Raw genomic sequence first — 26,206 nt, 5'->3', positions numbered from 1 at the left:
CATCCCGCATCGGGTGTTGAGTTACCTCGTGGCGAGCACGAACACCGATTCCCGGGCAGGACTTCTCTACGGCGTCGCGGCCTATCTGTGCTGGGGTTTCTTCCCGCTGTACTGGCCCCTGCTCGAGCCCGCGTCGGCCTACGAGGTCCTGGCCCACCGCATCGTGTGGACTCTCGTCTTCTGCGTCGGCCTGCTGACGATCACCCACAAGTGGGTCGTGTTCCGTTCGATCATCGTCCAGCGTCGTCTCATGGTGCCGCTGGCGCTCGCCTCGGTCGTCATCACGCTGAACTGGGGCGGCTTCATCTGGGGCGTCACGAACGGCCACGTGATCGAGACGAGTCTGGGCTACTTCATCAACCCGCTCATGACCGTCCTGCTGGGCGTGTTCGTGCTCGGCGAGCGCCTGCGCCGGCTGCAGTGGGTCGCCGTCGGCCTGGGCATCGTCGCGGTCGTCGTCCTGACCGTCGACTACGGCCGGCCGCCGTGGGTCGCGCTGCTGGTGTCGACGAGCTTCGCGACCTACGGGTTCCTCAAGAAGCGGGCCAACCTCGGCACGATCGAGGCGCTGTCGGTCGAGACCACGATCCTGACGCCGTTCGCGGTGGCGTTCCTGATCTTCCTGCAGGTGCGCGGCACCCTGGTGTTCGGCCACGACGGCACGCTCAACGCGGTCCTGCTGATCGGCACGGGCATCGTCACGGCCATCCCGCTGCTGATGTTCGGTGCCGCGGCGACGCGCCTGTCGCTGACGACGATCGGCATCCTGCAGTACCTCGGACCGATCCTGCAGTTCATCTTCGGCCTGACCATCTTCGGCGAGCAGATGGGCACCGCCCGCTGGATCGGGTTCGTGATCGTGTGGTCGGCCCTGGTGATCTTCACCTACGACGCCCTGCACACGCATCGGCGCAACCGCCGGCTCGCCGACGAGTGCGCCGCAGAGTCCACCGCGATCTGACGGCGTCGTGCCTCAGCCGAGGCGGTCGGTGGCGCGGGTGCAGATCTCGTCGAGCGCGTCGCGGGCTGCGCCCACGGGCAGCTTGGCGAGCAGGGCGCGAGCGGCGTCGGCCTCGGCCCGGACGTAGGCACGCGCCTCGTCCATCGCCGGGTGCTCACGCAGGGCCCGGATGACCCACTGCACGTCGTCCTCGTCGGCGATCGGGCCGGCCAGCAGCTCGCGGAGCCGCTCGTCGCCGTTCACGGGCGAGGCCTGGACCAGCAGGGTCGGCAGCGTCGGCACGCCCTCACGCAGGTCCGTGCCGGGCACCTTGCCCGAGTCGCCGGCGTCGCTGGCGACGTCGATGATGTCGTCGGCCAGCTGGAAGGCGATGCCGATGCGCTCACCGAACTCGAGCAGCGTCTCCTCGACGTCGGGACCGGCGCCGGACATCATCGCGCCGAACCGCGCCGCCGTGGCGATCAGGGAGCCGGTCTTGTCGGCCACGACCGACAGGTAGTGCTGGAGGCGGTCGTCCTCCGGGCCGGGGCCCAGCGTCTCGCGCAGTTGTCCGTGCACGAGCCGGGCGAAGGTCTCGGCCTGGATCCGCACGGCCTCGGGGCCGAGGTCGGCCACGAGCGAGGACGCCCGGGCGAAGAGGAAGTCACCGACGAGGATCGCGACGGAGTTGTCCCAGCGCGCGTTCGCACTGGGCGCACCGCGGCGCATGGACGCCTCGTCCATGACGTCGTCGTGGTAGAGCGTCGCCAAGTGGGTCAGCTCGACGACGACGGCGGCCGGCACGATCTGCGGCGCGGCGGGATCGCCGAACTCGGCGCAGAGCAGCGCCAGCAGCGGACGGAACCGCTTGCCACCGGCCTGGAGCAGGTGCGAGGACGCCTCGGCGACCAACGGCTCAGGACTGTGGACCGAGCGCGCCAGCAGGTCCTCGACCCGGGTCACCCCGTCCGACACCCGCTGTTCCAACGCGCCATCCGCGAACGACCCCACGCTGGCCACGTGCCACTTCCTTCCGACGACCGCTGACGACATGCCCCGCTAGCGCACGAAGGCGCCGGCGTTCTGGACCAGGTCCAGGACGGGACCCGGTACCACGCCCAGCACGACCGTCGCGATCACGGCCAAGGCAATGACCACGGTAGTCGGCACGCCCGCGACCGCCACGGTCGGGCCATCGCCGACCGGGTCGGTGAAGAACATGAGGACGATGAACCGGACGTAGAAGTACGCGGCGATCGCGCTGGACACCACGCCGAACACGACCAGCACCCACGCCCCGCCGCCCCAGGCGGCGCTGAAGACGGCCCACTTGCCGATGAATCCGGCCGTCAGCGGGATGCCCGCGAACGAGAGCATGAACAGGGCGAACGAGCCGGCCAGGAACGGCGACTCCTTGCCCAGTCCGGCCCACTTCGACAGGTGCGTCGTCTCGCCGGCGGAGTCACGGATGACCGTGACGATCGCGAAGGCGCCGATCGTGGCGATGCCGTAGACCAGCAGGTAGAACAGCACCGAGGAGATCGAGGTGATCGCGAGCCCCTCCTGGTCGCCCAGGTAGGCACCCGACAGGCCGACGGTGATGAAGCCGGCGTGCGCGATCGAGGAGTAGGCGAGCATCCGCTTCACGTCGGTCTGGCTGATCGCGACGATCGAGCCGATCAGCATCGTGATGACGGCGATGACCCACAGCACGGGACGCCAGTCCCACGAGGCCCCACCGAAGCCGACGAACAGCACGCGCATCATGGCGATGAACGCGGCGGCCTTCGTGGCGGCCGCCATGAAGGCGGTGACCGGCGTCGGCGCACCCTGGTAGACGTCGGGCGTCCAGCTGTGGAACGGCACGGCGCCGACCTTGAACAGCAGGCCCACCAGCAGCAGGCCGATGGCGCCCAGCAGGATCGCCGTCTCGTCGCCCCGGGCCGACACCGCGGTGTCGATCTCGGTGAGGTTGAGGCTGCCGGCGTAGCCGTACGCCAGCGCGGCACCGTAGAGGAAGAACGCCGACGCGAAGGAGCCCAGCAGGAAGTACTTCATCGCGGCTTCCTGGCTGAGCAGGCGACGACGGCGCGCCACCCCACACAGCACGTACAGCGGCAGCGAGAGCACCTCGAGGGCGACGAACATCGTGATGAGGTCGTTCGAGACGGCGAACAGCATCATGCCCGAGAGCGAGAAGACCGCGAGCGGGAAGACCTCGGTGTGCTCGAGTCGCGCCTGCGTGGCCTCGGCCTCACCGGGCGATCCGGGGGCGTCGGCCGCGCGGCCGACGAAGTCGCTCAGTCCGCGCTCGTGGCTGCGCTCCGCGAAGAGCAGGAACGACATCGCCGCGAACACCAGGAGCATCGACCAGGTCAGGACGCCGGGACCGTCGACCGACACGGCGCCCTCGGCGCCGGTGCCGCCCAGGGCGGGCCAGCGGGCCTCGGGGACCTCGTCGAGGCCCAGGTAGACCCACACGCTCAGGCCGAGCGCGACGAGCGTGCCGCCGACGGCGACGACCGACTGGGTGAGGAAGCGGGCGCGGCGCGGGACCGTGATCTCGACGATCAGGCCGAGCATCGCGACCGCGAACACCGCGATCAGGGGCGACAGCTGGCGATAGTCCAGGTCGGCTGCCGCAATGTCGGGGCCGGCGGCCGCGAGGGCGCCGGGCAGGGCGGACGAAAGTGCGCCGATCATTCGTGGGCTCCTTCCGTCTGCTGGGTGAGGTCGAGGGGCGCGCGCTGCGGCGGGTCACCGACCCCGACCGTGGTGACCACCGGCTCGACCGCCGGATCGATGACGTCCAGCAGGGGCTGCGGGACGAAGCCCAGGCCGATGATGAGCACGATCGCCGGGGCCATGGCCCCGACCTCGCGCCGCGAGAGGTCGTGGAAGCCGGCCGTGGCCTCGTTCAGCGGGCCGGTCATCGTGCGCTGGTACATCACCAGGATGTAGACCGCCGCCAGCACCATGCCGAGCGTGGCCACGGCAGCGAGCGGGATCGACCGGGTGAACGTGCCCGCGAGCACGAGGAACTCCGACACGAACGGCGCCAGGCCCGGCAGCGAGAGGCTGGACAGGCCGCCGACGAGCAGGACGCCCGACAGCACCGGCGCGACCTTCTGCACGCCGCCGAAGTCGCTGATCCGCGCCGAGCCACGGCGTGCGATGAGCATGCCGGCGACGAGGAACAGCACGGCGGTCGAGAGTCCGTGGTTGAACATGTAGAGCACCGAGCCGGTCATCGAGACCTGGGTGAAGGCGAAGATGCCCAGGATGATGAAGCCGAAGTGCGAGACCGAGGTCATGGCGATGAGGCGGCGCAGGTCGTCCTGACCCCAGGCCAGCAGCGCGCCGTAGACGATGCTGATGACCGCGAGGACGAGCACGACCGGGCTGGCCCACTCCGAGGCGCCGGGGAACAGCTCCAGGCACCAGCGGATCATGCCGAACGTGCCGATCTTGTCGACGATGCTGACCATGAGCACCGAGGTGCCGGGCGTCGCCGAGGCGGCGGCGTCGGGCAGCCATGTGTGCAGCGGCCACAGCGGCGCCTTGATCGCGAAGGCGATGAAGAAGCCCAGGAACAGCAGCCGCTCGGTGGTCTGCGACATCTCGAGGTTCATCAGGTCGGCGTGCAGGAAGCTCGGGCCGCCCTGCTGCGTCGAGAGGACGTACAGGCCCACGACCGAGGCGAGCATGATCAGGCCGCCCGCGAGGTTGTAGATCAAGAACTTCACCGCGGCATAGCTGCGGTGGCCCGATCCGTGCGCGCCGATGAGGAAGTACAGCGGGATGAGCGTCGCCTCGAACAGGACGTAGAAGACGAAGACGTCGGTGGCGGCGAAGACGCCGATCGCGAGCGCCTCGAGGACGAGCATCCACGCGAAGTACGTGTTGGTGCGCCGCGGGTCGGCCTCCTTGTCGCGCCAGGACGCGAGCAGCACGATCGGCGTGAGCACCGTCGTCAGGAAGATCATCGTCAGGCCGATGCCGTTGACGCCGAGGGCCCAGTGGACGCCGAAGGCGCCGATCCAGTCGACCTCCTCGGTCAGCTGGTAGCCGCCGCTGTCGATGTCGAAGCGGCTCAGCAGAGCCAGCGACATGATCAGGGTGAGGATGGAGACACCGAAGGCGACGTACCTCGCGGTGGCCCCGTCGGTCGTCCGCGGGAGCAGGGCGACCACGAGGGCGCCCAACAAGGGGACGGCGATGAGCAGGGACAGCATCATGCGAGCGTCACCGCCAGCAGGCCCAGCAGGACCACGAGAGCACCTCCGAGCACCATCAGTGCATAGGAACGGACATAGCCGGTCTGCGGCTTGCGCAGCTCACGGGAGATACCGCCGATGCCGTCGGCGGAGCCGGTCACGACTCCGTCGAGGACCTTGGCGTCGACCCACACCAGAGCGCGGGTCAAGTGGGTGACGGGCCGCACGACGAGCGTGTCGTTGACGGCGTTGCCGTACAGCTCGGCGCGGCCGGCGCGGGTGAACACCGAGACCTCGGAGTCGGGCGGCGTCTCGCCGGCGATCTCGCGGTCACGGCCGTAGGTGAGCCAGGCGAGCACGACGCCGGCGGCCACCACGACGAGCACGATCAGCGTGATCGCGATGACCGGCAGCGGCAGGTCGTGGTGCTCGGCGTGGCCGGTGGCCGGCTCGAGCCAGTCCTCGATCCAGCCGCCCAGCGCCATGAGGCCGGCCAGCAGCGAGAGCGCCGCCAGCACGATGAGCGGCACCGTCATGACCGACGGCGACTCGTGCGGGTGCACCTCCTGGCGCCAGCGACGCTCACCGAAGAAGGTCATCAGCATGAGGCGCGTCATGTAGAACGCCGTGACACCGGCGCCCAGCAGCGCGGCCAGGCCGACCCAGATGTTGTGGCCCAGGGCGGCCTCGATGATCTTGTCCTTGGAGAAGAAGCCCGAGGTGCCCGGGAAGCCCAGGATGGCGAGGTAGCCGATGCCGAACGTGTAGAAGGTGACCGGCATGGCCTTGCGCAGGCCGCCGTAGTGGCGCATGTTCACGTCGTCGTTCATCCCGTGCATGACGGAGCCGGCGCCGAGGAACATGTTGGCCTTGAAGAAGCCGTGCGTCAGCAGGTGGAAGATCGCGAAGGCGTAGCCGGCCGGGCCGAGGCCCGCGGCGAGCATCATGTAGCCGATCTGGCTCATCGTCGAGCCGGCGAGGGCCTTCTTGATGTCGTCCTTCGTGCAGCCGATCCAGGCGCCCATCAGCAGCGTGATGACGCCGACGGCGATCACGACGTTGCGTGCCGTGGGCGTGGCGTCGTAGATGTCGTGCGACCGCACGACCAGGTAGACGCCGGCGGTGACCATCGTGGCCGCGTGGATGAGCGCCGAGACCGGCGTGGGGCCCTCCATCGCGTCGAGCAGCCAGGCCTGCAGCGGGAACTGCGCGGACTTGCCGCACGCACCCAGCAGCAACAGCAGGCCGAGCGCCGTGGCGACGTTGCCCGAGACGGAGCCGATCTGGTCGTTGACCGCGGCGATCGAGGTGGTGCCGAACCAGGCGAACATCGTCATGATCGCCAGCGCGAGGCCGAGATCGCCCACGCGGTTCATCACGAAGGCCTTCTTGGCGGCCGCGGCGGCCGACGGCTTGTGCTGCCAGAACCCGATCAGCAGGTAGGACGCCAGACCGACGCCCTCCCAGCCCAGGAAGAGCACGAGGTAGTCCGCCGCGAGCACGAGCGTGAGCATCGCCGCGATGAACAGGTTCAGGTAGGCGAAGAAGCGGCGACGGCGCTCGTCGTGCGCCATGTACCCGATCGAGTAGATGTGGATGAGCGTGCCGACGCCCGTGATGAGCAGGACGAACAGGCTCGAGAGCGTGTCGAAGGTGAAGGAGAAGTCGACGTGGAACGCGCCGGCGTCGATCCAGGTGCCGAGCGTCGTGGTGACCGAGCGGTCACCCTCGTCGCGTGCGGCGAGCTGGGCGAAGAGCACGACACCCAGCACGAACGACGCGGCAGAGCACGCCGTCGCGATGAGGTGACCGAATCGGTCGGACTCCTTGCCCCAGGTCAACAGGAGCGCGGCTCCCGCCAGGGGGATGGCGATGAGCAGCCAGGAAAGGTCCAGCAACGCGAGCTCCTTAGGCCTTGAGCAGGTTCGCGTCGTCGACCGAGGTCGTCCGTCGCGTGCGGTAGATGGACACGATGATGGCCAGGCCGATGGTGACCTCGGCGGCGGCGACGACCATGACGAAGAACGCCGCCACCTGGCCGTCGAGGTTGCCGTGCTGGCGCGCGAACGTCACGAACGCGAGGTTCGTGGCGTTCAGCATGAGCTCGACGCACATGAACACGATGATCGCGTTGCGGCGTACCAGGACGCCGACCGCACCGATCGAGAACAGCAGCATCGAGAGGGTCAGGTACTCGTTCACTTCGACTCCCCCTCCTCATCGGTCTCGGCGGGCTCGCGGACGTCGGGCTTCTCGGTGGTGACCGGACGCTCGTCGGGGTCGACGTCGGCCGCGGAGATCTCTCCGACGACACGGTTGACGTCCTCGGCGTCGTGCAGCTCGAACTGGTGGCGCGAGACCAGCGTGCCGGGGATCGACTCCGGCAGTGGGGTGCCGTCGGGCAGCAGCGCCGGGGTGTCGACGGCGTTGTGACGCGCGAAGACACCGGGCGTCGGCGCGTTGCCGGGGTGCTTGCCCGACTCGGCGTAGTCGCGCATGCGGCGGGCCGCCAGGTCGGCCTGCGTCGGCGGTGCGACGAGGCGCTCGCGGTGGGCCAGCACCATGGCGCCGAGCACCGCCACGATCATCAGCGCGGCGGTGAACTCGAAGGCCAGCACGTAGTCGGTGAAGAGCAGCGAGGCCAACCCGTGCAGGTTGCCGTTCGCGTTCGCCTCACCCAGGCCCACGACGGCCGAGGACACCGACTGCGCGATGCCCAGCGACAGCAGGAGGGCGAACAGGATGCCCACGATGGCGGCCATGGCGCGCTGGCCCTTGATCGTCTCGACGATGGAGTCGGCGGTCTCGACGCCGACCAGCATGAGCACGAAGAGGAACAGCATCATGATCGCGCCGGTGTAGACGATGATCTGCACCGCGAACAGGAACGGGGCGCCCTGCGCCGCGTAGAGCATCGCGAGGCTGATCATGACGATCGCCAGGCACAGCGCCGCGTGCACGGCCTTGCGGGCGAGGATGAGTCCCATCGCCGCCAGCACCATGACCGGGGCGAGGATCCAGAACGCGGTCACCGGGACTGCTCCGGCCCGCTGGTCGTCTCGACGATCGGCAGCGACTTGCCCCGGTAGTAGTCGTGGTGGTCGTCGCTGATCAGCATCTCGTGCGGCGGCTCGACCATGCCGGGCAGCAGCGGCGCGAGCAGATCGTTCTTCTCGTAGATGAGCGCGGCGCGGTTGTCGTCGGCCAGCTCGTACTCGTTGGTCATCGTGAGCGCCCGCGTGGGGCACGCCTCGATGCACAGGCCGCAGAGAATGCAGCGCAGGTAGTTGATCTGGTAGACGCGTCCGTAGCGCTCGCCGGGGCTGAACCGCTCGTCCTCGGTGTTGCTGGCGCCCTCGACGTAGATCGCGTCGGCGGGGCAGGCCCAGGCGCACAGCTCGCAGCCGACGCACTTCTCGAGGCCGTCGGGCCAGCGGTTCAGCTGGTGACGACCGTGGAAGCGCTTCGCCGTGGGCACCTTCTCGAACGGATACTTCTCCGTCACGGGCTTCTTGAACATCGTCCGGAACGTGACGCCGAAGCCGGCGATCGGGTCCCAGAGGGTTTCCTTGAGCGTACTCATGTCACTCTCCCCCATCCGTGGGTTGCGAGGTGGTCGGTGCGGTGGCCATGGCGTCGCGCTGGTGCGGCAGCGGCGGGACCGGGAAGCCTCCGGCGAAGGCGTCGAACTCCTGTGGCTCGACCGCCTCGGGCTCGTCGTCCTCGTCGCGGGTCGGCAGGAAGAACGTGACGACCAGCAACAGGCCGGCGACACCCGCGGCGATCAGCATCGCGTTCTGGTCGAGCATGTCCTCGACCTGCAGCTTGCGGATGAACGCCAGCGCGACGATCCAGCCGAGCGCGATCGGGATCAGCCACTTCCAGCCGAAGTGCATGAACTGGTCGTAGCGCATGCGAGGCAGCGAGCCGCGCAGCCAGACGAACATGAAGATGAACGCGAGCGTCTTGCCGAAGAACCACAGGACGGGCCAGTAGCCCTCGTTCGCGCCCTCCCAGATCTGGGCGATGCCGAAGGGGGCGCGCCAGCCGCCGAGGAACATCGTCGTGGCCAGCGCCGAGACGGTGACCATGTTGATGTACTCGGCCAGGAAGAACATCGCGAACTTGAACGAGGAGTACTCGGTGTGGAAGCCGCCGACCAGCTCGCCCTCGGCCTCGGGGAGATCGAAGGGGGCGCGGTTGGTCTCGCCGACCATCGCGATGACGTAGATGATGAACGACGGCAGCAGCGGGATGAAGAACCAGATGTCCTCCTGCGCCGCGACGATCTCCGAGGTCGACATCGACCCGGCGTAGATGAAGACCGCGACCAGGGACAGGCCCATCGCGACCTCGTAGCTGATGACCTGGGCGCTGGAGCGCAGACCGCCGAGCAGCGCGTAGATCGAGCCGGAGGACCAGCCGGCCAGCACGATGCCGTACACGCCGACCGAGGTGACGGCCAGGACGTACAGGACCGCGACGGGCAGGTCGGTCAGCTGCAGCGGAGTCTCGTGGCCGAAGAAGTTCACGACCGGGCCGAACGGGATGACCGCCCAGGCCAGGAACGACGGGACGACCGCGATGATCGGCGCGACGTAGTAGACGACCTTGTCCGCGGCCTTGGGGAAGATCTCTTCCTTGAGGCCGAGCTTCACGCCGTCGGCGAGGCTCTGCAACAGACCGAAGGGGCCGTTGACGTTCGGGCCGATGCGGTGCTGCATCCGGGCCACGACGCGCCGTTCGAACCAGATGTTGAACAGCGTGTAGAGCACCAGGAAGACGAAGATCAACAGTGCCTTGAGGGCGACGACCCACCAGGGGTCGTTACCGAAGAGCTGGTCCAGAGTCATGCCGCGCCTCCCGCCAGGCTGACCCGGCCGCCGTGTCCGACGCCGAGGGCGGCGCCGAGGTGGACGCCGGAGTTCGTGGGCGCCCAGACGACGCCGTCGGGCAGGTCCGCGACCTCGGCGGTGAAGTGCGCCGATCCGGACGGGCCGGTCAGGGTGGCCTCCGTGCCGGGCTCGACGCCGTGGACCGCGAGGGTCGCCGCGTTGGCGCGCAGCACCGGGACGCGGGCCGTGAGCTTGTAGGTCTCGGCCCCGTCCTGGAGGCGTCCGTCGTCGATCATCAGCTTCCAGGTGTCGAGGACGAGCGTCGTCGAGACCAGCTTCGGGGCGCCGGGCTTGCTGCCGCGGAACGGCGCCCGCTTGCCGTCCCAAGGACCGAGCTCGTGCCATTCGGCCGCGGCGTCCTGCGGGGTGCGCAGGCCGATCGGCCGGCCGAGCTCCTCGGCGATCCCGGCGAGCACCCGCACGTCCGGCAGGGCGCGCGACTCGAAGAGGACCTGGTGGAATGGCCGCTGGCGGCCCTCCCAGTTGATGAACGTGCCGGCCTTCTCGACCGGGGGCGCGACGGGCAGGACCACGTCGGCCAGCGCGGTGACCGCGGACTCGCGGACCTCGAGGCTGACCAGGAAGTCCACCGAGCGCAGGGCGTCGCGGGCCAGTGCCGGGTCGGGCAGGTCGTCCACGTCGACCCCGGCCACCACGAGGGCGCCGAGCTCGCCGCTGGCGGCCGCGGCGATGATCGCCTCGGTGTCCAGGCCGGCCTCGGCGGGCAGGCTGGGGACGCCCCAGTCGGCCGCGACGTCGGCGCGTGCCTCGGCCGAGGCCAGGGGGCGACCGCCGGGCAGCAGGTTGGGCAGGCAGCCCGCGTCGAGCGCGCTGCGGTCGCCGGCGCGGCGCGGGACCCAGGCCCAGCGGGCGCCGGTCTCGGTCGCGCGGGCCGCGACGGCCGAGAGGGCACCGGGCACGGTGGCCAGACGCTCGCCGGCCAGGATCACGCTGCCGGCCGGCAGGTCGAGCGTCGCCAGGGCCGCCGCCTCGCCACCGGGGACCGTCGGCACGAGCGTGCCGTTCATCTTGCTCAGGCCGCGGGTGGTGTGGCTGGAGATCGAGACGACCTTGAGGCCCTTGCGGCTGGCCTTGCGCAGGCGCAGGAACAGCGTGCCGGCCTCGTCCTCGGGCTCGAGCCCCACGAGCACGACCGTGTCGGCGCGCTCGAGGTCGGCGAAGCTGACGCCGACGGGCGTGCCGGCGACCTTGGCCGCGAGGAACTCGGTCTCCTCCTTGGAGGTGGCGCGAGCACGGAAGTCGATGTTGTTCGTGCCGAGCGAGACGCGGGCGAACTTGGCGTACGCGTAGGCGTCCTCGACCGTGAGCCGGCCACCGGTCAGCACGGCCTTGCCGGCCGCCGCCGCGAGTCCGCGCGCCGCCACGGCGAGCGCGCCGGGCCACGAGGTGGGCTCGAGCTCGCCGGTCTGCGGGTTGCGCACGAGCGGCGTGGTGAGCCGGTCGGCCTGACGCGACCAGGTGAACGCGAAGCGGTCCTTGTCGGTGATCCACTCCTCGTTGACCTCGGGATCGTCACCGGCGAGGCGGCGCATGACCTTGCCCCGGCGGTGGTCGACGCGGATCGCCGAGCCGCAGGCGTCGTGCTCGGAGACCGAGGGGACGCTGATCAGGTCGAACGGGCGCGAGCGGAACCGGTAGTCGGCGCTGGTCAGCGCGCCGACCGGGCAGATCTGGATCGTGTTGCCGCTGAAATAGGAGCCGAACGGCACGTCCGGCGCGATGCCGATCTGCTGCTGCGCGCCACGCTCGAGCAGGGCGATGAACGGGTCGCCGGCGATCTCGGTCTGGAAGCGCGTGCAGCGCTGACACAGGACGCAGCGCTCGCGGTCGAGCAGGACCTGGCTGGACAGCGCGAGCGGCTTGGGGAACAGGCGCTTCGTCTCGATGAAGCGCGACTCGGTGTGGCCGTGCGAGAGCGACTGGTTCTGCAGGGGGCACTCGCCGCCCTTGTCGCACACCGGGCAGTCGAGCGGGTGGTTGGCCAGCAGGAACTCCAGCATCCCCTCCTGCGCCTTCTCGGCGACCGGCGAGGTGACCTGGGTGCGCACGACCATGCCCGGCGCCGCCTCGATCGTGCACGAGGCCTGCGGCTTGGGCATGGCGCGGCCGTTGCCGGCGTCCGGGATCTCGACGAGGCACTGGCGGCAGGCGCCGACGGGCGCGAGCAGCGGGTGGTCGCAGAACCGCGGGATCTCGGTGCCGATCAGCTCGGCGGCGCGGATGACGAGGGTGCCCTTGGGGACACTGACCTCGACGTCGTCGATCGTCAGCGTGATGAGCTCGACCGGCGTCGTGTCGGCGCCGTTGGACTCGGTGAGCGTCATCGGACGCCCTCCTTCGCGAACAGGGTGGAGGCCGCGGGCGGGAACAGGTCGCGGCTGGGCGTGGTCATCCCGGCCTCGAACTCCTCGCGGAAGTACTCGATGGCCGACGTGATGGGGCTGGTGGCGCCGTCGCCGAGGGCGCAGAAGGCGCGGCCCAGGATGTTGTCGCACAGGTCGAGCAGCAGCTCGATGTCGCCGGGCTGGCCCTGGCCCTCGTCGATGCGCCGCAGGGTCTGGACGAGCCACCACGTGCCCTCACGGCACGGGGTGCACTTGCCGCAGGACTCGTGCTTGTAGAACTCGGTCCAGCGCAGCACGCACCGCACGACCGACGTGGTCTGGTCGAAGATCTGCAGGGCGCGGGTGCCCAGCATCGAGCCGGCGGCGCCCACTCCCTCGAAGTCCAGCGGCACGTCGAGGTGCTCGGCGGTCAGGATCGGCGTGGACGAGCCGCCGGGGGTCCAGAACTTCAGCTCCGAGCCGGGGCGCATGCCGCCGCCGAGCTCGAGCAGCTCGCGCAGCGTGATGCCCAGCGGGGCCTCGTACTGGCCCGGGCGGGCAACGTGGCCCGAGAGGCTGAAGATGCCGTGGCCCTTGGACTTCTCGGTGCCCATCGAGGCGAACCAGTCGGCGCCGCCGGCGATGATGCCGGGCACCGAGGCGACCGACTCGACGTTGTTGACGACGGTCGGCGAGGCGTACAGACCCGCGACGGCCGGGAACGGCGGGCGCAGGCGCGGCTGGCCGCGGCGTCCCTCGAGCGAGTCGAGCAGCGCCGTCTCCTCACCGCAGATGTAGGCGCCGGCACCGGCGTGGACGATCAGGTCGAGGTCGTAGCCCGTGCCGTGGATGTCGCGGCCCAGATGGCCGGCGGCGTAGGCCTCGCGGACGGCCGCGCGCAGGCGGCGGATGACGTGCAGGACCTCGCCGCGCACGTAGATGAACGCGGTGTTGGCCCGGATCGCGCGCGAGGCGATGATGACGCCCTCGACCAGCACGTGCGGGTTGGCCATCATGAGCGGGATGTCCTTGCAGGTGCCCGGCTCGGACTCGTCGGCGTTGACCACGAGGTACTTGGGGTTGGGGTTGTCCTGCGGGATGAAGCCCCACTTCATGCCCGTCGGGAAGCCGGCGCCGCCACGGCCGCGCAGGCCGGCGTCCTTGACCTGCTCGATGATGGCGTCGGGCTCCATCGTCAGCGCCTTCTCCAGTCCGCGGTAGCCGCCGCGAGCCGTGTAGGCGTCGAGCGTCCAGGCGCGGTCGTCCGCCCAGTTCGCGGTCAGGACCGGAGTCAGTACGTCAGTCATGGTTGGCCTCGCTCTCGTCCGGGTCCTCGCCGCCACGGACGTCGGCCGCCGACTGCTCGACCACGTTCTCGCTCTCGGCACGCCGTGTGTCGGCCTCGTCCACGGCCTGAGCCGTGGACTCGCGCGTCGCCTCGCCGCCCGAGGCGTCCAGCGGCGGAGCCGACCAGCCGCGCTCGGCGGCGATCTCGAGTCCGGCCAGCGACGCAGGACCGGCGGCCGGTCCCTCGTCGACGAGGCCGTCCTCGAAGCCGCCGATGACACGCTCGGCCTCGCGCCACGAGGTGATCGTGGCGCCCCGGGTGGACTGGACGGGCTCACCGGCGCGGAGCCGGTCGACGACCTCGACGGCCGACTCGGGGGTCTGGTTGTCGAAGAACTCCCAGTTGACCATCATCACGGGCGCGAAGTCGCAGGCCGCGTTGCACTCGACCTTCTCGAGGGTGATCTGGCCGTCCTCGCTGGTCTCGTCGTTGCCGACGTCCAGGTGGCCGCAGAGCCGCTCGAAGATCTCGTCGCCGCCCATGACGGCGCACAGGGTGTTGGTGCAGACGCCGACGTGGTGCTTGCCCATCGGGCGGCGCTTGTACATCGTGTAGAAGGTCGCCACGGCGCTGACCTCGGCCTCGGTCAGACCCAGGATCTCGCCGCACACGGCGATGCCCTCGGCCGTGACGCGGCCCTGCTCGGACTGCACCAGGTGCAGCATCGGCAGCAGCGCACTGCGCGCCTGCGGGTATCGGCCCGCCAGCTCGTGCAGGTCGGCGATCGTCCGGTCCGACAGCCCCTCGGAAATCTGGTCTGTCATGAACAACCACTCCCGTCACCACTGGCCTCGACCATTGTTCTTGAGCCCCGACCACGAAGGGCGGTCACGTTGATCAACGACATCAGCGATCCACCCCTCCCATGACGGGGTCGATGGACGCCACCGCGACGATGACGTCCGAGAGCATGCCGCCCTCGCTCATCGCGGAGACGCCCTGCAGGTTCACGAACGAGGGATCGCGGAAGTGCGCCCGGAACGGGCGAGTACCGCCGTCGGACACCGCGTGGCACGCGATCTCGCCCTTGGGCGACTCCACCGCGAAGTACGCCTGGCCGGCCGGGACCCGGAAGCCCTCGGTGACCAGCTTGAAGTGGTGGATCAGCGCCTCCATCGACTCGCCCATGATGTGGGCGATGTGCTCGGGCGAGTTGCCCTGGCCGTCGGCGCCCACGGACAGCTGGGCCGGCCATGCGATCTTGCGATCGGCGATCATGACGGGCTGGCCCTCGGTGGCGTCGAGTCGCTCGATGCACTGCTCGACGATCTTGAGCGACTCCCACATCTCCAGCTGGCGGATCATGAACCGGCCGTAGGCATCGGGCTCGTCGCGCGTGATGACGTCGAAGTCGTAGGTGTCGTAGCCCCAGTACGGCTGCGTGCGACGCAGGTCCCAGTCCATGCCCGTGGAGCGCAGGATCGGGCCCGTGATGCCCAGCGCCAGGACGGCGGACAGGTCGAGGTGGCCGACGTTCTTGAGCCGGCCCTTGAAGATCGGGTTGGCGTTGCACAGCGCCGCGTACTCGGGCAGGCGCTTCTTCAGCAGCGCCACCAGGTCGCGCAGCTGGGTGGTCGTGTTCTCGGGCAGGTCCTGCGCGACTCCGCCGGGACGGAAGAACGCGTGGTTCATGCGCAGGCCGGTGATCGCCTCGAACGCCTTGAGGATCTCCTCGCGGTCGCGGAAGCCGCACGTCATGACCGTGAGGGCGCCGATCTCCATGCCGCCGGTCGCGATCGCGATGAGGTGGCTGGAGATGCGGTTGAGCTCGAGCAGCAGCACGCGGATGATCTGCGCGCGCTCGGTGATCTGGTCCTCGATGCCGAGCAGGCGCTCGACCGCTCCGACGTACGCGGCCTCGTTCGAGAACGGGGCGACGTAGTCCATGCGGGTGCAGAAGGTCACGCCCTGGGTCCAGGTGCGGAACTCCATGTTCTTCTCGATGCCGGTGTGCAGGTAGCCGATGCCCGCGCGGGCGTCCTGGACCTGCTCACCGTCGATCTCGAGGATGAGGCGCAGCACGCCGTGCGTCGAGGGGTGCTGCGGACCCATGTTGATCACGAGCCGGTCGCCCTCGAGCCCGTCGGCGTTGATCGTGTCCCAGTCGCCGCCGGTGACGTTGAAGACCTGCCCGGAGGAGGACTCGGAGGTGTCGGCGTACGGATCGGTGGTCACCATCAGGAGTAGCTCCTTCGGCTGTCGGGCGCGGGAATGAAGCCGCCCTTGAACTCGACGTCGATGCCGCCGAGCGGGTAGTCCTTGCGCTGCGGGTGACCCGGCCAGTCGTCGGGCATGAGGATGCGGGTCAGGTGCGGGTGGTCGTCGAAGACGATCCCGAACATGTCCCACGTCTCGCGCTCGTGCCAGTCGGCGGTCGGGTAGGTCCCCACGACGCTGGGGACCCGCGGATCTTCTTCGGGGCACGTGACCTCGAGGCGGACGCGGCGGTTGTGGGTCATCGAGAGCAGGTGGTAGACCGCGTGCAGCTCGCGCCCCGTGTCGCCGGGATAGTGCACGCCGCTGACGCCGCTGAGCAGCTCGAAGCGCAGCCCCGCGTCGTCACGCAGGTGCCGGGCGGCCTGCGCCAGCAGCTCGCGACGGATGAAGAACGTGATCTCGCCACGGTCGACGACGACCTTCTCGATCGCGTCGGCCAGGCCCTCGCCGCCGGCGAGCCGCTCGGCCACCTCGTCGAACCAGCCGCCGTAGGGCGGGGTCGACGCGCCGGGCATGATCACCGGGCGCCGCAGTCCGCCGAAGCCGGTGGTGTCGCCGGTGCCGTGGACGCCGAAGGCGCCCTGACGAACCTCGACGACCTCGAGCTCGACGGCGTCGGTCTTCTTCAGCTCCGCGCTGGTCTCGAAGGAGCCGTCCTGGGTCTCGTCGCTCATCGCAGCAGTCCCGTCTGTGCGGAGGTGGGCAGGGCGGCCAGTGCGGCGGCCTCCTGCTCACGGATCTCGGCGTTGCGGTCCGCGCCCAGCTGGGTGTGCTGGATCGAGTCGCGCAGCTTGAAGATCGCGTCGATCAGCATCTCGGGCCGCGGCGGGCAGCCGGGCAGGTACATGTCGACCGGAACGACGTGATCGACGCCCTGGACGATCGCGTAGTTGTTGAACATGCCGCCGGAGCTGGCGCACACGCCCATGGCCAGGACCCACTTCGGGCCGGGCATCTGGTCGTAGATCTGGCGCAGGACGGGAGCCATCTTCTGGCTCACGCGCCCGGCGACGATCATCAGGTCGGCCTGGCGCGGGGAGGGCCGGAAGACCTCCATGCCGAAGCGACCGGAGTCGTAGCGCGGGGCGCCGAACGTCATCATCTCGATGGCGCAGCAGGCCAGGCCGAAGGTGGCCGGCCAGAACGACGCCTTGCGAAAGTAGCCGGCCAAACCCTCGACGGTGGAGAGCAGGACGCCACTGGGGAGTTTTTCCTCGAGGCCCATCAGGTCCAGTCCATTCCGCCGCGACGCCACTCATAGACGTACGCGATCGTGATGTTGAGCAGGAACAGCATGACGGCGAAGAACGCGAACCAGCTGAGCTCGTCGAACGCGACGGCGAACGGCAGCAGGAACACGACCTCGATGTCGAAGACGATGAACATCATCGCCGTGAAGAAGTACTTGATCGAGACCTTGCCGCCGCCGTCGGGCAGCGGGCTCGGCTCGATGCCCGACTCGTAACGGTCGAGCTTCGCGCGGTTGTACCGAGATGGCCCGGTGAATGGCGCGATTCCGACGCTGAACAGCGCGAACGCCAGGGCGAGGCCGCCCAGCACCAAGATCGGGATGTATGCGTTCACGGCACCTCCAGTCACCCGCCGACGAACCTTGTGAAGATCTTCACAGGCTCTGGGTTCACCACTCTAGTAACCGTCACGCCCGGACGTGTGAGTTAGGTAACACTAACCGGGAAACGGCCTCAGATCGGGCGCTCGGCGCGATGCACCGCGACGATTCCGCCCGTGAGGTTCTGCCACGTGACGGGCCCCCAGCCGGCCTCGGTCATCCGGATCGCCAGGCCGCGCTGATCGGGCCACGAGCGGATCGACTCGGCGAGGTAGACGTAGGACTCGGGGTTGGACGAGACCGTCCGCGCGATCGCCGGCAGCGCCCGCATCAGGTAGTTGGAGTAGATCGTCTCGAACGGCTTCCACGTGGGTGTGGAGAACTCGCACACCACGATCCGGCCGCCGGGGCGCGTCACGCGCAGCAGCTCGCGCAGGCCCTGCAGCGGGTCGTGGATGTTGCGCAGGCCGAAGGAGATCGTGACGGCGTCGAACACGCCGTCGGCGAAGGGCAGTTGCATCCCGTCGCCGGCCGTGAAGTTCAGGCCGGGGTACTGCTGCTTGCCGACCTCGAGCATGCCGATCGAGAAGTCGCACGGCACGACGTGGGCGCCCGCCTCGGCGAACGGCGCGCTGGACGTGCCGGTGCCGGCCGCCAGGTCGAGGATCCGCTCGCCCCGGCGCGGAGCGACGGTCTCGACGACCTTCGTGCGCCAGCGGCGGTCCTGTCCCAGGGAGAGGACGTCGTTCGTCAGGTCGTAGCGTGCCGCGACGGTGTCGAACATGCGCGCGACGTCACGGGGATCCTTGTCCAGCCCGGCTCTCATCTGGCCACCTTCTCACGTCGTGCGGACAGCAGGCGCCCGGGCCGTTCCCCGGTCCCGTACCGGCCTCATCGGGCCGCGAGTAGGCTGGCGCGAGTGAGCACGCTGGCGACTGATGGACGGCCTGAGCCGCTCGTCGCCAGGTCACGCGAGATCGCCGACCCGGGCGACCTGCTCGGCCTGCTGCCCCCCTCCCCCGATGCCCTGGCCTGGGTCCACGGCGGCGACGGCATCGTCGGCTGGGGTCGCGCCGCGACCTTCACGCCCGAGGGCCGGGGCCGCTTCGACGCGGCCGACGACTGGTGGGCCGACGTCGTCGAGTCCTCCGTGGTCCGCGACGAGATCGAGCTGCCCGGCAGCGGTCTGATCGCCTTCGGCAGCTTCACCTTCGCCGACCGGCCCGGCTCGACGCTGACCGTCCCCGAGATCGTCGTGGGCCGCCGCGACGGCCGGTGCTGGGTCACCACGATCGGCCACTGCCTGGGTCCGGTTCCCGAGCTCTCCGAGAGCGCACCGGCCTCTCCGGTCGGCACGGCCTTCGCCGACGACCCCGGGCGCCGAGAGTCCTGGACCGCGACGGTCGAGAAGGCCGTCCAGCGCATCCAGGGCGGCGGTCTCGACAAGGTCGTGCTGGCGCGATCGGTCGAGGCGACCTTCGACGAGCCCTTGGACGTGCGCTCGCCACTGGCCCGGCTGGCCCGGACCTACCCCAGCTGCTGGACGTTCCACGTCGACGGCTTCTTCGGCTCGACGCCCGAGATGCTCGTGCGCCTGCAGGGCGGCCTGGTCACCTCGCGCGTCCTCGCGGGCACGATCCGGCGGACCGGCGACGACGCCCGCGACCTGGGCCTGGCCGCCTCGCTCGCGCGGTCGAGCAAGGACCTCGAGGAGCACGAGTACGCCGTGCGCTCGGTCGCCGACGCCCTCGCTCCGCACTGCACGGGCATGAACGTCCCCGAGTCGCCCTTCGTCCTGCACCTGCCGAACGTGATGCACCTGGCCACCGACGTCACCGGCGTCTTGCGCGACGACGCGGGCGTCCTGGCCCTCGTGGCCTCGCTACACCCCTCGGCCGCCGTGGGCGGCACGCCGACGGCCGACGCCGTGCGCGTGATCTCCGAGATCGAGGGCCTGGACCGCGGCCGGTACGCCGGGCCGGTCGGCTGGATCGGCGCCTCCGGCGACGGCGAGTGGGGCATCGGCCTGCGCTCGGCGCAGGTGGCGGCCGACGGTCGCAGCGCCCGGCTGTTCGCCGGCTGCGGCATCGTCGCCGACTCCGCGCCCGCCGACGAGCTGGCCGAGGCCGACGCCAAGCTGATCCCCGTCCGCGACGCCCTGGCCTGAGCCGGCGGGGCGTCCGAGGCAGCCGCTACGGTCGCCGCATGGTGCGATTCGACACGGCAGAGCGGCGACGACGCCTCGGAGTGCGGCACGCGCTCGCCGCGCCCGTGCGCACCCCGGAGGACGTGACGCGCGCCGTCGCGGCGCTGCACAGCACCGATCCCGCCTCGATGATGCTCTCGGTCCTGGCGCGGATGCAGGAGCCGTCGATCGCCGAGGTCGAGCGGGCCCTCTACGACGACCGCACCCTCGTCCGCCTGCTCGTCATGCGGCGCACGGTGTTCGCCGTGCCGTCGGAGGATGCCGCGGCCTACCTCGCGGCCACGCGCCGGTCCGTCGCCGAGTCCGAGTACCGCAAGCTCGTCGCTCTGCTGGCCGCGTCCGGCACGTCGGACCCGGACGCGTGGCTCGCGCGGGCGCACGACGCGGCCCTGGCGGCCTTCGACCGGCTCGGCGTGTTCACCAGCGCCGACCTGGCCGCCAGTGATCCGCTGCTGGCGGAGCGGGTCGAGATCTCCGCGGGGACGAAGTACGCGACGCGGCAGTCGATCGCCAGCCGCCTGCTGACGGTGATGTCGGCGCAGGGCCACGTGGTGCGGGCGCGGCCCGCCGGGACGTGGGCCTCGACGCAGTTCCGCTGGGCGTCGATGCGGCAGTGGCTGCCCGAGCTGACCGAGCTGACCGACGCCGACCAGGCCCGGGCCCTCGTCGCCCGGCGCTGGCTGGCGCGCTTCGGCCCGGCCCGGCCCGAGGACCTGCAGTGGTGGACGGGCTGGACGAAGGGCCACACCACCGCGGCCCTGGGCAGACTCGAGACGGCCGAGGTCGAGCTGGAGGGCGGCACCGGTCTCGTGCTGGCCGACGACCTCGAACCCACGCCCGAGCCGGACCCGTGGGTCGCGCTGCTGCCGGCGCTCGACCCCACGACGATGGGCTGGAAGCACCGCGACTGGTACCTGGGACCGCACGCCGAGCAGGTCTTCGACATCAACGGCAACGCGGGACCCACCGTCTGGAAGGACGGCGAGATCGTCGGCGGATGGGCCATCCTCGACGACGGATCGGTCGCGGTCCGGCTGTTGGCCGATGTCGGGGCCGAGGCGAGCGCCGCGATCGAGGCGCGCGCCCAGGACCTCCAGGACCGGCTGGCCGGCACCGTCATCCGAGCGCGGGCGCGGGGCTGGACCCCGGTCGAGCGCGAGTTACGCGGCTGAGCCACGCACCTGCGACAGGGGCGTCAGCTGCGCGTACCGCGGCGAGAGCCCGTCGCCGCTGGAGCGGCCCGTCACGCGGCGCTTGATCCACGGGCCGAGGTACTCGACCGCCCACTGCACGTTGGCCTTGATCCGCTCGGGCCACGTGAGCGGCGCGGGGTCGGCCAGCACCAGCGGCACCAGGTCGTGCTGGACGCCCAGGGCGTCGAGCACGGCGATGGCCATGCGCTGGTGGCCCGCTGCCGACATGTGCATCCGGTCGGTGTCCCACAGGCGGGCGTCGCGGTAGTCGGTCAGGTGCCAGTAGTCGACCAGCGTGGCTCCGTGGCGCGCCGCGATCTGGCGCACCGCCTCGCAGTACCGCTCGAACCGGTGCCGCACCAGGGCGTAGATGCGAGTGTCGCCCGGGTCGGCCGCGGTGAACATGACGACATGGGCGCCGGAGGCCACGAGCCGCTCCACGGCACGGTCGTACTCGGCCAGGATCGCCTCGAGATCGACCTTCGGCCGCATGATGTCGTTGGCGCCGGCGTAGATGGTCACCAGGTCCGGCGCCAGCGCGATGGCGGGCTCGATCTGCTCGGTCACGATCGGCATGAGCTTGCGCCCGCGGATCGCCAGGTTGGCGTACAGCAGGCCGCCGCCCTGGGCGCGATCGAGCGCCGCCGCGAAGCGGTCGGCCCAGCCGCGGACGCCGTTCGGCAGGGCCGGATCGGGATCGCCGACGCCCTCGGTGAACGAATCGCCCAAGGCCACATAGCGCGAGAAAGTCACCATCTGAGATTACGGGGCCGTCTCATGCCGGAGGTCGCGGGCTCACCAGCGTCATGGGAGCGACGCTCCCACCGACATTGGAGAACGACATGAACCCCATCGGAACAACCTCGGCCCGAGCCCTGACGCTCGGGACGGCCGGTGCTCTCGTCGCCGGCCTCATCGCGACGACTGCGGCTCCCGCCAACGCGGACAACGTGGACGTACCGCCCACCAAGACCGTCAGCGGAGAGCTGAACGGCCCCATCGGCATGGCGGACGACGCGGCGGGGAACATCTACCTCGCCTCGCAGAACAGCAATGCGGTCGTCGTCCACCGGAAGAACGCCCAGGGTGCCTCGGCACCGATTCGCCGCATCCGGGGCGCTTCGACGCAGCTGAGCCTTCCGCAGGACGTCGCCCTGGACTCCAACGGCTTCATCTACGTGGCGAACTCCGGCGGCGCCGTCCTCGTGTTCCCACCGAACGCCAACGGCAACGTGGCGCCCACCAAGGTCTTCGGCACCGGACCGGGCAGCGCCCTGTCGCTCGACATCGCGGGCGGGGAGATCTACGTGCGCAAGCCCAACGGGTACAACGTGTACGCGCCTTCGGCCACGGGATCCCCGGCGACACCCGAGCGTGCCGTGACGGGCCTGGCCTTCAGCTACCCCCTGGCCGTTCACGGCTCCAAGGTGTGGGTCACGAGCGGGACGCAACTGCGGGCGTACTCGACCAGTGCCGACGGAGCCGACACCCCGATCCAGGTCGTCGCCAACCCGGGCGGTGTCAACACGTACGGGCTCGACACGGACAGCGCAGGCCGGGTCTACGTCCCCGAGTTCTCCGGGCGGCTGCGGGTGTATGCACCCAACGCTGACGGGGCTGACGGACCGCTGAAGGTCCTGGGCGGTCCGGCCAGCGGCCTGCAGAACGTGACCGGTGTCGAGACGCTCAGTGGCGGCGCCGTCGCCATCGCGGGCTACACCAACAACCGGTACTCGGTCTTCTCCGACCTGTTCAGGAAGCCGGCCACCAAGCCGGGCAAGGTGCGCGCCCTCAAGGTCGGCGGCAAGGCCACGGCCAAGTACCGCAAGATCAGCTGGAAGGCGCCGGCCTCGAACGGCGGCGCCAAGATCACCTCGTACCGGATCGTCGTGCGCAAGGGCGGCAAGGTGCTCGTCCAGCGCACGGTCGGCGGCTCGAAGCGCTCGATCGTCGTGAAGCGGTCCCAGCTGCGCAAGGGCATCGACACGGTCCAGATCCGTGCGAAGAACAGCAAGGGCCACGGCCCCGTGGCGAAGCGGAACTTCCGCGTGCGGAAGTGACCACCCGCCACACGACGACGCCCCGAGTCCATCCGGACTCGGGGCGTCGTCGTGCTCGGTCAGCGCTTCTTGGGCAGCGTCCCCGACCCGCCGTGCAGGAGGGTGAGAATCTGCGTGAACCGGCTCTCGGTCTTCTCGTCGCGGGCCATCGACTGCAGCATGATGACCGGCTTCATCCGCTGGCGCGTGATGGCCTTCGGGTACGTGAACTCACGCAGGCCGTCGGGCCCGTGGATCCGGCCGAAGCCCGAGTCCCCGACGCCGCCGAACGGCAGCCCCGGCACGGCGGCGAACGCGATCACCGAGTTCACCGAGGTCATCCCCGAGCGGATGCGCCCGGCGATGTCCATCGCACGCTTCTTGCCGAACACCGCGCCGGCCAGGCCGTACTTCGTGGCGTTGGTCAGCTCGACGGCCTCGTCCATGTCCTTGACCGGGTTGACCACGAGCGTCGGGCCGAAGGTCTCCTCGGTGACCGCGAGGGAGTCCTCGGGGACGTGGGTCAGGATCGTCGGCTGCACGAAGCGCTCACCGACCGCGTCCGCGCCACCCAGGACGGGCCGGCCGCCGCGGGCGATCGCGTCCTCGATGTGGCTGCGGATGACGTCGAGCTGCTTGGGCATCGTCGAGGGACCGTAGACGCCGCCGTCGTCGTACCCGGGGCGCAGACCCTCGGCCTGGCGCAGCAGCTCGGCCATGAAGGGGTCGAAGACGCGCTCGTGGACGTAGACGCGCTCGGTGCCGATGCAGGTCTGGCCCGCGTTCGACATGCCGCCCCACAGCGCGGCCTCGGCGGCCGACTTCAGGTCGGCGTCCTCGTCGATGATCATCGAGTCCTTGCCGCCGGCCTCGATGACCACCGGGGTCAGGTTCTCGGCGCACGCGGCCATGACCTTCTTGCCCGTCGCCGACGAGCCGGTGAAGGCGATCTTGTCGATGTCGGCGGTGCACAGCGCGCTGCCGGTCTCACCCAGGCCGGTGACGAGGTTCAGGACGGGCCGGCCGTGGACGACCTCGGTGAACGTGTCGACCAGGAACCGGCCCACGCCCGGGGTGTACTCGCTGGGCTTGAACACGACCGTGTTGCCGGCCGCAAGGGCGTAGGCGATCGATCCGATCGGCGTGAAGATCGGGTAGTTCCACGGTCCGATGACGCCGACGACGCCCAGCGGTCGGTACTCGACCGTCGCGGCCTGGTTGGTCATCAGCAGGCCCGAGGCGACCTTCTGGCGGCCGAGCACCTTGGGCGCGTGCTTGGCGGCCCACGCGATGTGGTCGATCGCCAGGCCGGCCTCCAGCAGCGCGTCGCCGTGCGGCTTGCCGCCCTCGCGGTGGACCTGGTCGGCCAGCTGGTGCAGGCGGCGGGTCAGCACGCTGCGCCACTGCAGCAGGTACTCCTTGCGACCCTCGAAGCCCAGACCCTGCCACCACTCGGTCGCCTCGCGGGCGGCGGCGACGGCGGCGTCGACCTGCTCGCGGCCGTCGATGGGATGGGTGCCGACGAGGTCGCCGGTCGCGGGGTTGAACGAGTCGAAGGTGGGCTGGGGCGCGTCGGACGAGCCGACGTCGGGCTCGATGGTGGCAGTCATGTCAGGCTCCTCGGATGAGATCGGCAGCCTTCTCGCCGATCATGATGGTGGGTGCGTTGGTGTTGCCACGCGTGACCCGCGGCATCACCGACGCGTCGGCGACCCGAAGGCCCTCGACGCCGTGCACCCGCAGCTGCGGATCCACGACGCTGCCCTCGACGGTACCCATGGCACACGTGGAGGTGGGGTGATAGAGCGTCTGGCCCACGCGCGAGACGACGTCGATGATCTGGTCGTCGGTCGGATGGCGCATCGCCGGCTCCCACGGCTCGTCCAGGAATCGGGTCATCGGGCCCTGCCAGACCAGGTCGAGCATCCGGCGGTAGCCGCCGAGCATCGCGTCGAGGTCGGCCGGGTCGTCGAAGTAGGCCGGATCGATCTCCGGGTGCCACGTCGGGTCGGCCGAGCGCAGGCGGATGCTGCCGCGACTCTGCACGTTGACCAGCGTCGGCGCGATCGTGACCGTGCGCCGGACCGGCTCGTGCATGCCGTTGTCGTAGAAGCCCGTGGGCGCCACGTGGATCTGGATGTCGGGCAGCGTCAGGTCGTCGCGCGAGGTGTAGAACGCCCCGCCCTCGCCGACGTTCGAGACGAGCGGCCCGGTGCGGGTCGCCTTCCAGCGCAGCAGGTTGCCGACCGAGATCGCCTCGGCGAGGTCCGTCGTGTTGCGGGTGTGGATCAGCGTCCCGGCCACGGGGTGGTCCTGCAGGTTCTGGCCCACTCCGGGTGAGTCCACCACGACGTCGATGCCGTGCTCGCGCAGGTGCGCCCCCGGGCCGATGCCCGAGAGCATCAGCAGCTGCGGGCTGTTGATCGCGCCGGCCGACACGATGACCTCGGCCTCGGCGCGCACGATGTGCTCCAGCCCGTCGGCGGTGCTGCGGTACGCCACGCCGGTGGCGCGGTTCCCCTCGAGCAGGATGCGCGACACCAGCGCGCCGGTGCGGACCGTCAGGTTGGGCCGGGCCATCGCCGGGCGGATGTAGGCGTCGGCGACCGACCAGCGCGCCCCCCGACGGTTCGTCACCTGGTAGACGCCGGCGCCCTCCTGCTCGGCGCCGTTGAAGTCGTCGTTGCGCTTCATGCCGCCGGCGACGGCCGACTCGACGAACGCCTCGGTGAGCTCGTGGGTGAAGCGGCGGTCCTCGACCACGAGCGGCCCCTGCGTGCCGTGGAACGGGCCCGCCAGCTGCTGGTTCGCCTCGGACTTGATGAAGTAGGGCAGCACGTCGGAGTGGCCCCAGCCGGTGGCTCCGTACGCGTCGCGCCACTCGTCGTAGTCGGCGGCGTTGCCCCGGATGTAGATCATCGCGTTCATCGACGTGCAGCCGCCGAGGCCCTTCATGCGGGGCCAGTGCGCCCGCCGACCGGCGAGGTGCTTCTGCGGGCTGGTCTCGTAGTTCCAGTCCCAGCGCGTCTTGAACAGCGTGCTGAATCCCGCGGGGACCTTGATCATCTCGTCGTCGTCGGCGGGACCCGCTTCGAGCAGCAGGACGCGGCGGTCGCGGTCCTCGGTCAGTCGCGCGGCGAGGACGCCGCCGCCGCTGCCCGAGCCGATGATGATGTAGTCGAACGCCTCGTCGGCCATGCCCACTCCTGCTCCAGCGCAACTCGGTGTGACGCTGG

General features: G+C 70.2%; 23 protein-coding genes. 4 read left to right on the top strand and 19 right to left on the bottom strand.

The features are described from left to right. Nucleotides 1–28: 28 nt before the first annotated feature. Entirely contained in the window at nucleotides 29–961 is a 933-nt protein-coding gene (rarD, locus tag NP095_RS02130) for an EamA family transporter RarD (protein ID WP_232417672.1), read from the top strand. Between the two features lie 12 nt (nucleotides 962–973). On the opposite strand, the gene NP095_RS02125 is transcribed toward rarD, so the two are convergent. From NP095_RS02125 to NP095_RS02050, 16 genes are all read right to left on the bottom strand, one after another. Then, nucleotides 974–1,960, bottom strand: coding sequence for a polyprenyl synthetase family protein (locus NP095_RS02125; RefSeq protein WP_232417673.1), 987 nt, complete (start codon nucleotides 1,958–1,960; stop codon nucleotides 974–976). A gap of 39 nt (nucleotides 1,961–1,999) precedes the next feature. Then, entirely contained in the window at nucleotides 2,000–3,643 is a 1,644-nt protein-coding gene (nuoN, locus tag NP095_RS02120) for an NADH-quinone oxidoreductase subunit NuoN (protein WP_232417674.1), read from the bottom strand. Further along, a complete protein-coding gene (locus tag NP095_RS02115; protein ID WP_232417675.1) occupies nucleotides 3,640–5,178 on the bottom strand; it encodes an NADH-quinone oxidoreductase subunit M in 1,539 nt (512 codons plus the stop codon). Before NP095_RS02115 ends, nuoN begins: the two co-directional genes overlap by 4 nt. Beyond that, entirely contained in the window at nucleotides 5,175–7,055 is a 1,881-nt protein-coding gene (gene nuoL, locus NP095_RS02110; RefSeq protein WP_232417676.1) for an NADH-quinone oxidoreductase subunit L, read from the bottom strand. Before nuoL ends, NP095_RS02115 begins: the two co-directional genes overlap by 4 nt. A gap of 10 nt (nucleotides 7,056–7,065) precedes the next feature. After that, a complete protein-coding gene (gene nuoK, locus NP095_RS02105; protein WP_256766108.1) occupies nucleotides 7,066–7,359 on the bottom strand; it encodes an NADH-quinone oxidoreductase subunit NuoK in 294 nt (97 codons plus the stop codon). Further along, complete coding sequence (locus NP095_RS02100; RefSeq protein WP_232417677.1) at nucleotides 7,356–8,189, bottom strand: NADH-quinone oxidoreductase subunit J; 834 nt, start codon at nucleotides 8,187–8,189, stop codon at nucleotides 7,356–7,358. The genes nuoK and NP095_RS02100 overlap by 4 nt, the downstream gene beginning before the upstream one ends. Then, nucleotides 8,186–8,740, bottom strand: coding sequence for an NADH-quinone oxidoreductase subunit NuoI (gene nuoI / locus NP095_RS02095; RefSeq protein WP_232417678.1), 555 nt, complete (start codon nucleotides 8,738–8,740; stop codon nucleotides 8,186–8,188). The genes NP095_RS02100 and nuoI overlap by 4 nt, the downstream gene beginning before the upstream one ends. Before the next feature lies 1 nt (nucleotide 8,741). Next, nucleotides 8,742–10,010 (bottom strand): NADH-quinone oxidoreductase subunit NuoH, encoded by a 1,269-nt coding sequence (gene nuoH / locus NP095_RS02090; RefSeq protein WP_232417679.1) that lies wholly within the window; start codon nucleotides 10,008–10,010, stop codon nucleotides 8,742–8,744. Continuing rightward, on the bottom strand, nucleotides 10,007–12,397 hold the full coding sequence (locus NP095_RS02085) for an NADH-quinone oxidoreductase subunit G (RefSeq protein ID WP_232417680.1): 2,391 nt from the start codon (nucleotides 12,395–12,397) through the stop codon (nucleotides 10,007–10,009). The genes nuoH and NP095_RS02085 overlap by 4 nt, the downstream gene beginning before the upstream one ends. Beyond that, nucleotides 12,394–13,704, bottom strand: coding sequence for an NADH-quinone oxidoreductase subunit NuoF (gene nuoF / locus NP095_RS02080; RefSeq protein ID WP_232417681.1), 1,311 nt, complete (start codon nucleotides 13,702–13,704; stop codon nucleotides 12,394–12,396). Before nuoF ends, NP095_RS02085 begins: the two co-directional genes overlap by 4 nt. Continuing rightward, the gene (nuoE, locus tag NP095_RS02075; RefSeq protein ID WP_232417682.1) at nucleotides 13,697–14,509 is read right to left on the bottom strand and encodes an NADH-quinone oxidoreductase subunit NuoE; all 813 of its coding nucleotides are present in this window, start codon (nucleotides 14,507–14,509) and stop codon (nucleotides 13,697–13,699) included. Before nuoE ends, nuoF begins: the two co-directional genes overlap by 8 nt. 82 nt (nucleotides 14,510–14,591) lie before the next feature. Next, nucleotides 14,592–15,923, bottom strand: coding sequence for an NADH-quinone oxidoreductase subunit D (locus NP095_RS02070; RefSeq protein WP_232417683.1), 1,332 nt, complete (start codon nucleotides 15,921–15,923; stop codon nucleotides 14,592–14,594). Continuing rightward, on the bottom strand, nucleotides 15,923–16,636 hold the full coding sequence (locus tag NP095_RS02065) for an NADH-quinone oxidoreductase subunit C (protein ID WP_232417684.1): 714 nt from the start codon (nucleotides 16,634–16,636) through the stop codon (nucleotides 15,923–15,925). Before NP095_RS02065 ends, NP095_RS02070 begins: the two co-directional genes overlap by 1 nt. Next, on the bottom strand, nucleotides 16,633–17,187 hold the full coding sequence (locus NP095_RS02060; RefSeq protein ID WP_232417685.1) for a NuoB/complex I 20 kDa subunit family protein: 555 nt from the start codon (nucleotides 17,185–17,187) through the stop codon (nucleotides 16,633–16,635). The genes NP095_RS02065 and NP095_RS02060 overlap by 4 nt, the downstream gene beginning before the upstream one ends. Then, on the bottom strand, nucleotides 17,187–17,546 hold the full coding sequence (locus tag NP095_RS02055; RefSeq protein WP_232417686.1) for an NADH-quinone oxidoreductase subunit A: 360 nt from the start codon (nucleotides 17,544–17,546) through the stop codon (nucleotides 17,187–17,189). Before NP095_RS02055 ends, NP095_RS02060 begins: the two co-directional genes overlap by 1 nt. A gap of 119 nt (nucleotides 17,547–17,665) precedes the next feature. Continuing rightward, nucleotides 17,666–18,358: a demethylmenaquinone methyltransferase gene (locus NP095_RS02050; protein WP_232417687.1), complete on the bottom strand. Its 693-nt coding sequence runs from the start codon at nucleotides 18,356–18,358 to the stop codon at nucleotides 17,666–17,668. A 93-nt stretch (nucleotides 18,359–18,451) separates the two neighbouring features. Here NP095_RS02050 and NP095_RS02045 point away from each other — a divergent pair, with 93 nt between their 5' ends. Together NP095_RS02045 and NP095_RS02040 are read left to right on the top strand one after the other, a co-directional pair. Then, a complete protein-coding gene (locus NP095_RS02045) occupies nucleotides 18,452–19,699 on the top strand; it encodes an isochorismate synthase (protein ID WP_232417688.1) in 1,248 nt (415 codons plus the stop codon). Between the two features lie 38 nt (nucleotides 19,700–19,737). Further along, nucleotides 19,738–20,910 carry a winged helix DNA-binding domain-containing protein gene (locus tag NP095_RS02040; RefSeq protein WP_232417689.1) on the top strand — a complete coding sequence of 391 codons (1,173 nt, stop codon included), beginning with the start codon at nucleotides 19,738–19,740 and terminating at the stop codon, nucleotides 20,908–20,910. Here NP095_RS02040 and NP095_RS02035 read toward each other — a convergent pair. Next, nucleotides 20,899–21,687, bottom strand: a complete 789-nt coding sequence (locus NP095_RS02035; protein WP_256766107.1) for an SGNH/GDSL hydrolase family protein — start codon at nucleotides 21,685–21,687, stop codon at nucleotides 20,899–20,901. The genes NP095_RS02040 and NP095_RS02035 overlap by 12 nt on opposite strands. Before the next feature lie 86 nt (nucleotides 21,688–21,773). Between NP095_RS02035 and NP095_RS02030 the strand changes: the two genes are divergently transcribed. Continuing rightward, a complete protein-coding gene (locus NP095_RS02030) occupies nucleotides 21,774–22,991 on the top strand; it encodes a hypothetical protein (protein WP_232417691.1) in 1,218 nt (405 codons plus the stop codon). Nucleotides 22,992–23,050: 59 nt separating this feature from the next. Here the strand turns inward: NP095_RS02030 and NP095_RS02025 are convergent, their stop codons facing one another. Together NP095_RS02025 and NP095_RS02020 are read right to left on the bottom strand one after the other, a co-directional pair. Continuing rightward, a complete protein-coding gene (locus tag NP095_RS02025; RefSeq protein ID WP_232417692.1) occupies nucleotides 23,051–24,580 on the bottom strand; it encodes an aldehyde dehydrogenase family protein in 1,530 nt (509 codons plus the stop codon). A 1-nt stretch (nucleotide 24,581) separates the two neighbouring features. Next, on the bottom strand, nucleotides 24,582–26,168 hold the full coding sequence (locus NP095_RS02020; protein WP_232417693.1) for a GMC family oxidoreductase: 1,587 nt from the start codon (nucleotides 26,166–26,168) through the stop codon (nucleotides 24,582–24,584). Nucleotides 26,169–26,206: the final 38 nt, after the last annotated feature.

The organism is Aeromicrobium duanguangcaii (assembly GCF_024508295.1).
Taxonomy (GTDB): Bacteria; Actinomycetota; Actinomycetes; order Propionibacteriales; family Nocardioidaceae; genus Aeromicrobium; species Aeromicrobium duanguangcaii.
The sequence above is the reverse complement of the archived record's forward strand: the minus strand, read 5'-3'. Positions and strand labels throughout refer to the sequence as shown.

Bases quoted from the DNA above. Each gene is read 5' to 3' on its own strand.
- nuoN (WP_232417674.1), bottom strand. From the start codon at position 3,643: ATGATCGGCGCACTTTCGTCCGCCCTGCCCGGCGCCCTCGCGGCCGCC.
- NP095_RS02115 (WP_232417675.1), bottom strand. From the start codon at position 5,178: ATGATGCTGTCCCTGCTCATCGCCGTCCCCTTGTTGGGCGCCCTCGTG.
- nuoI (WP_232417678.1), bottom strand. From the start codon at position 8,740: ATGAGTACGCTCAAGGAAACCCTCTGGGACCCGATCGCCGGCTTCGGC.
- nuoH (WP_232417679.1), bottom strand. From the start codon at position 10,010: ATGACTCTGGACCAGCTCTTCGGTAACGACCCCTGGTGGGTCGTCGCC.
- NP095_RS02085 (WP_232417680.1), bottom strand. From the start codon at position 12,397: ATGACGCTCACCGAGTCCAACGGCGCCGACACGACGCCGGTCGAGCTC.
- nuoF (WP_232417681.1), bottom strand. From the start codon at position 13,704: ATGACTGACGTACTGACTCCGGTCCTGACCGCGAACTGGGCGGACGAC.
- nuoE (WP_232417682.1), bottom strand. From the start codon at position 14,509: ATGACAGACCAGATTTCCGAGGGGCTGTCGGACCGGACGATCGCCGAC.
- NP095_RS02070 (WP_232417683.1), bottom strand. From the start codon at position 15,923: ATGGTGACCACCGATCCGTACGCCGACACCTCCGAGTCCTCCTCCGGG.
- NP095_RS02065 (WP_232417684.1), bottom strand. From the start codon at position 16,636: ATGAGCGACGAGACCCAGGACGGCTCCTTCGAGACCAGCGCGGAGCTG.
- NP095_RS02060 (WP_232417685.1), bottom strand. From the start codon at position 17,187: ATGGGCCTCGAGGAAAAACTCCCCAGTGGCGTCCTGCTCTCCACCGTC.
- NP095_RS02050 (WP_232417687.1), bottom strand. From the start codon at position 18,358: ATGAGAGCCGGGCTGGACAAGGATCCCCGTGACGTCGCGCGCATGTTC.
- NP095_RS02040 (WP_232417689.1), top strand. From the start codon at position 19,738: ATGGTGCGATTCGACACGGCAGAGCGGCGACGACGCCTCGGAGTGCGG.
- NP095_RS02035 (WP_256766107.1), bottom strand. From the start codon at position 21,687: ATGGTGACTTTCTCGCGCTATGTGGCCTTGGGCGATTCGTTCACCGAG.
- NP095_RS02030 (WP_232417691.1), top strand. From the start codon at position 21,774: ATGAACCCCATCGGAACAACCTCGGCCCGAGCCCTGACGCTCGGGACG.
- NP095_RS02025 (WP_232417692.1), bottom strand. From the start codon at position 24,580: ATGACTGCCACCATCGAGCCCGACGTCGGCTCGTCCGACGCGCCCCAG.
- NP095_RS02020 (WP_232417693.1), bottom strand. From the start codon at position 26,168: ATGGCCGACGAGGCGTTCGACTACATCATCATCGGCTCGGGCAGCGGC.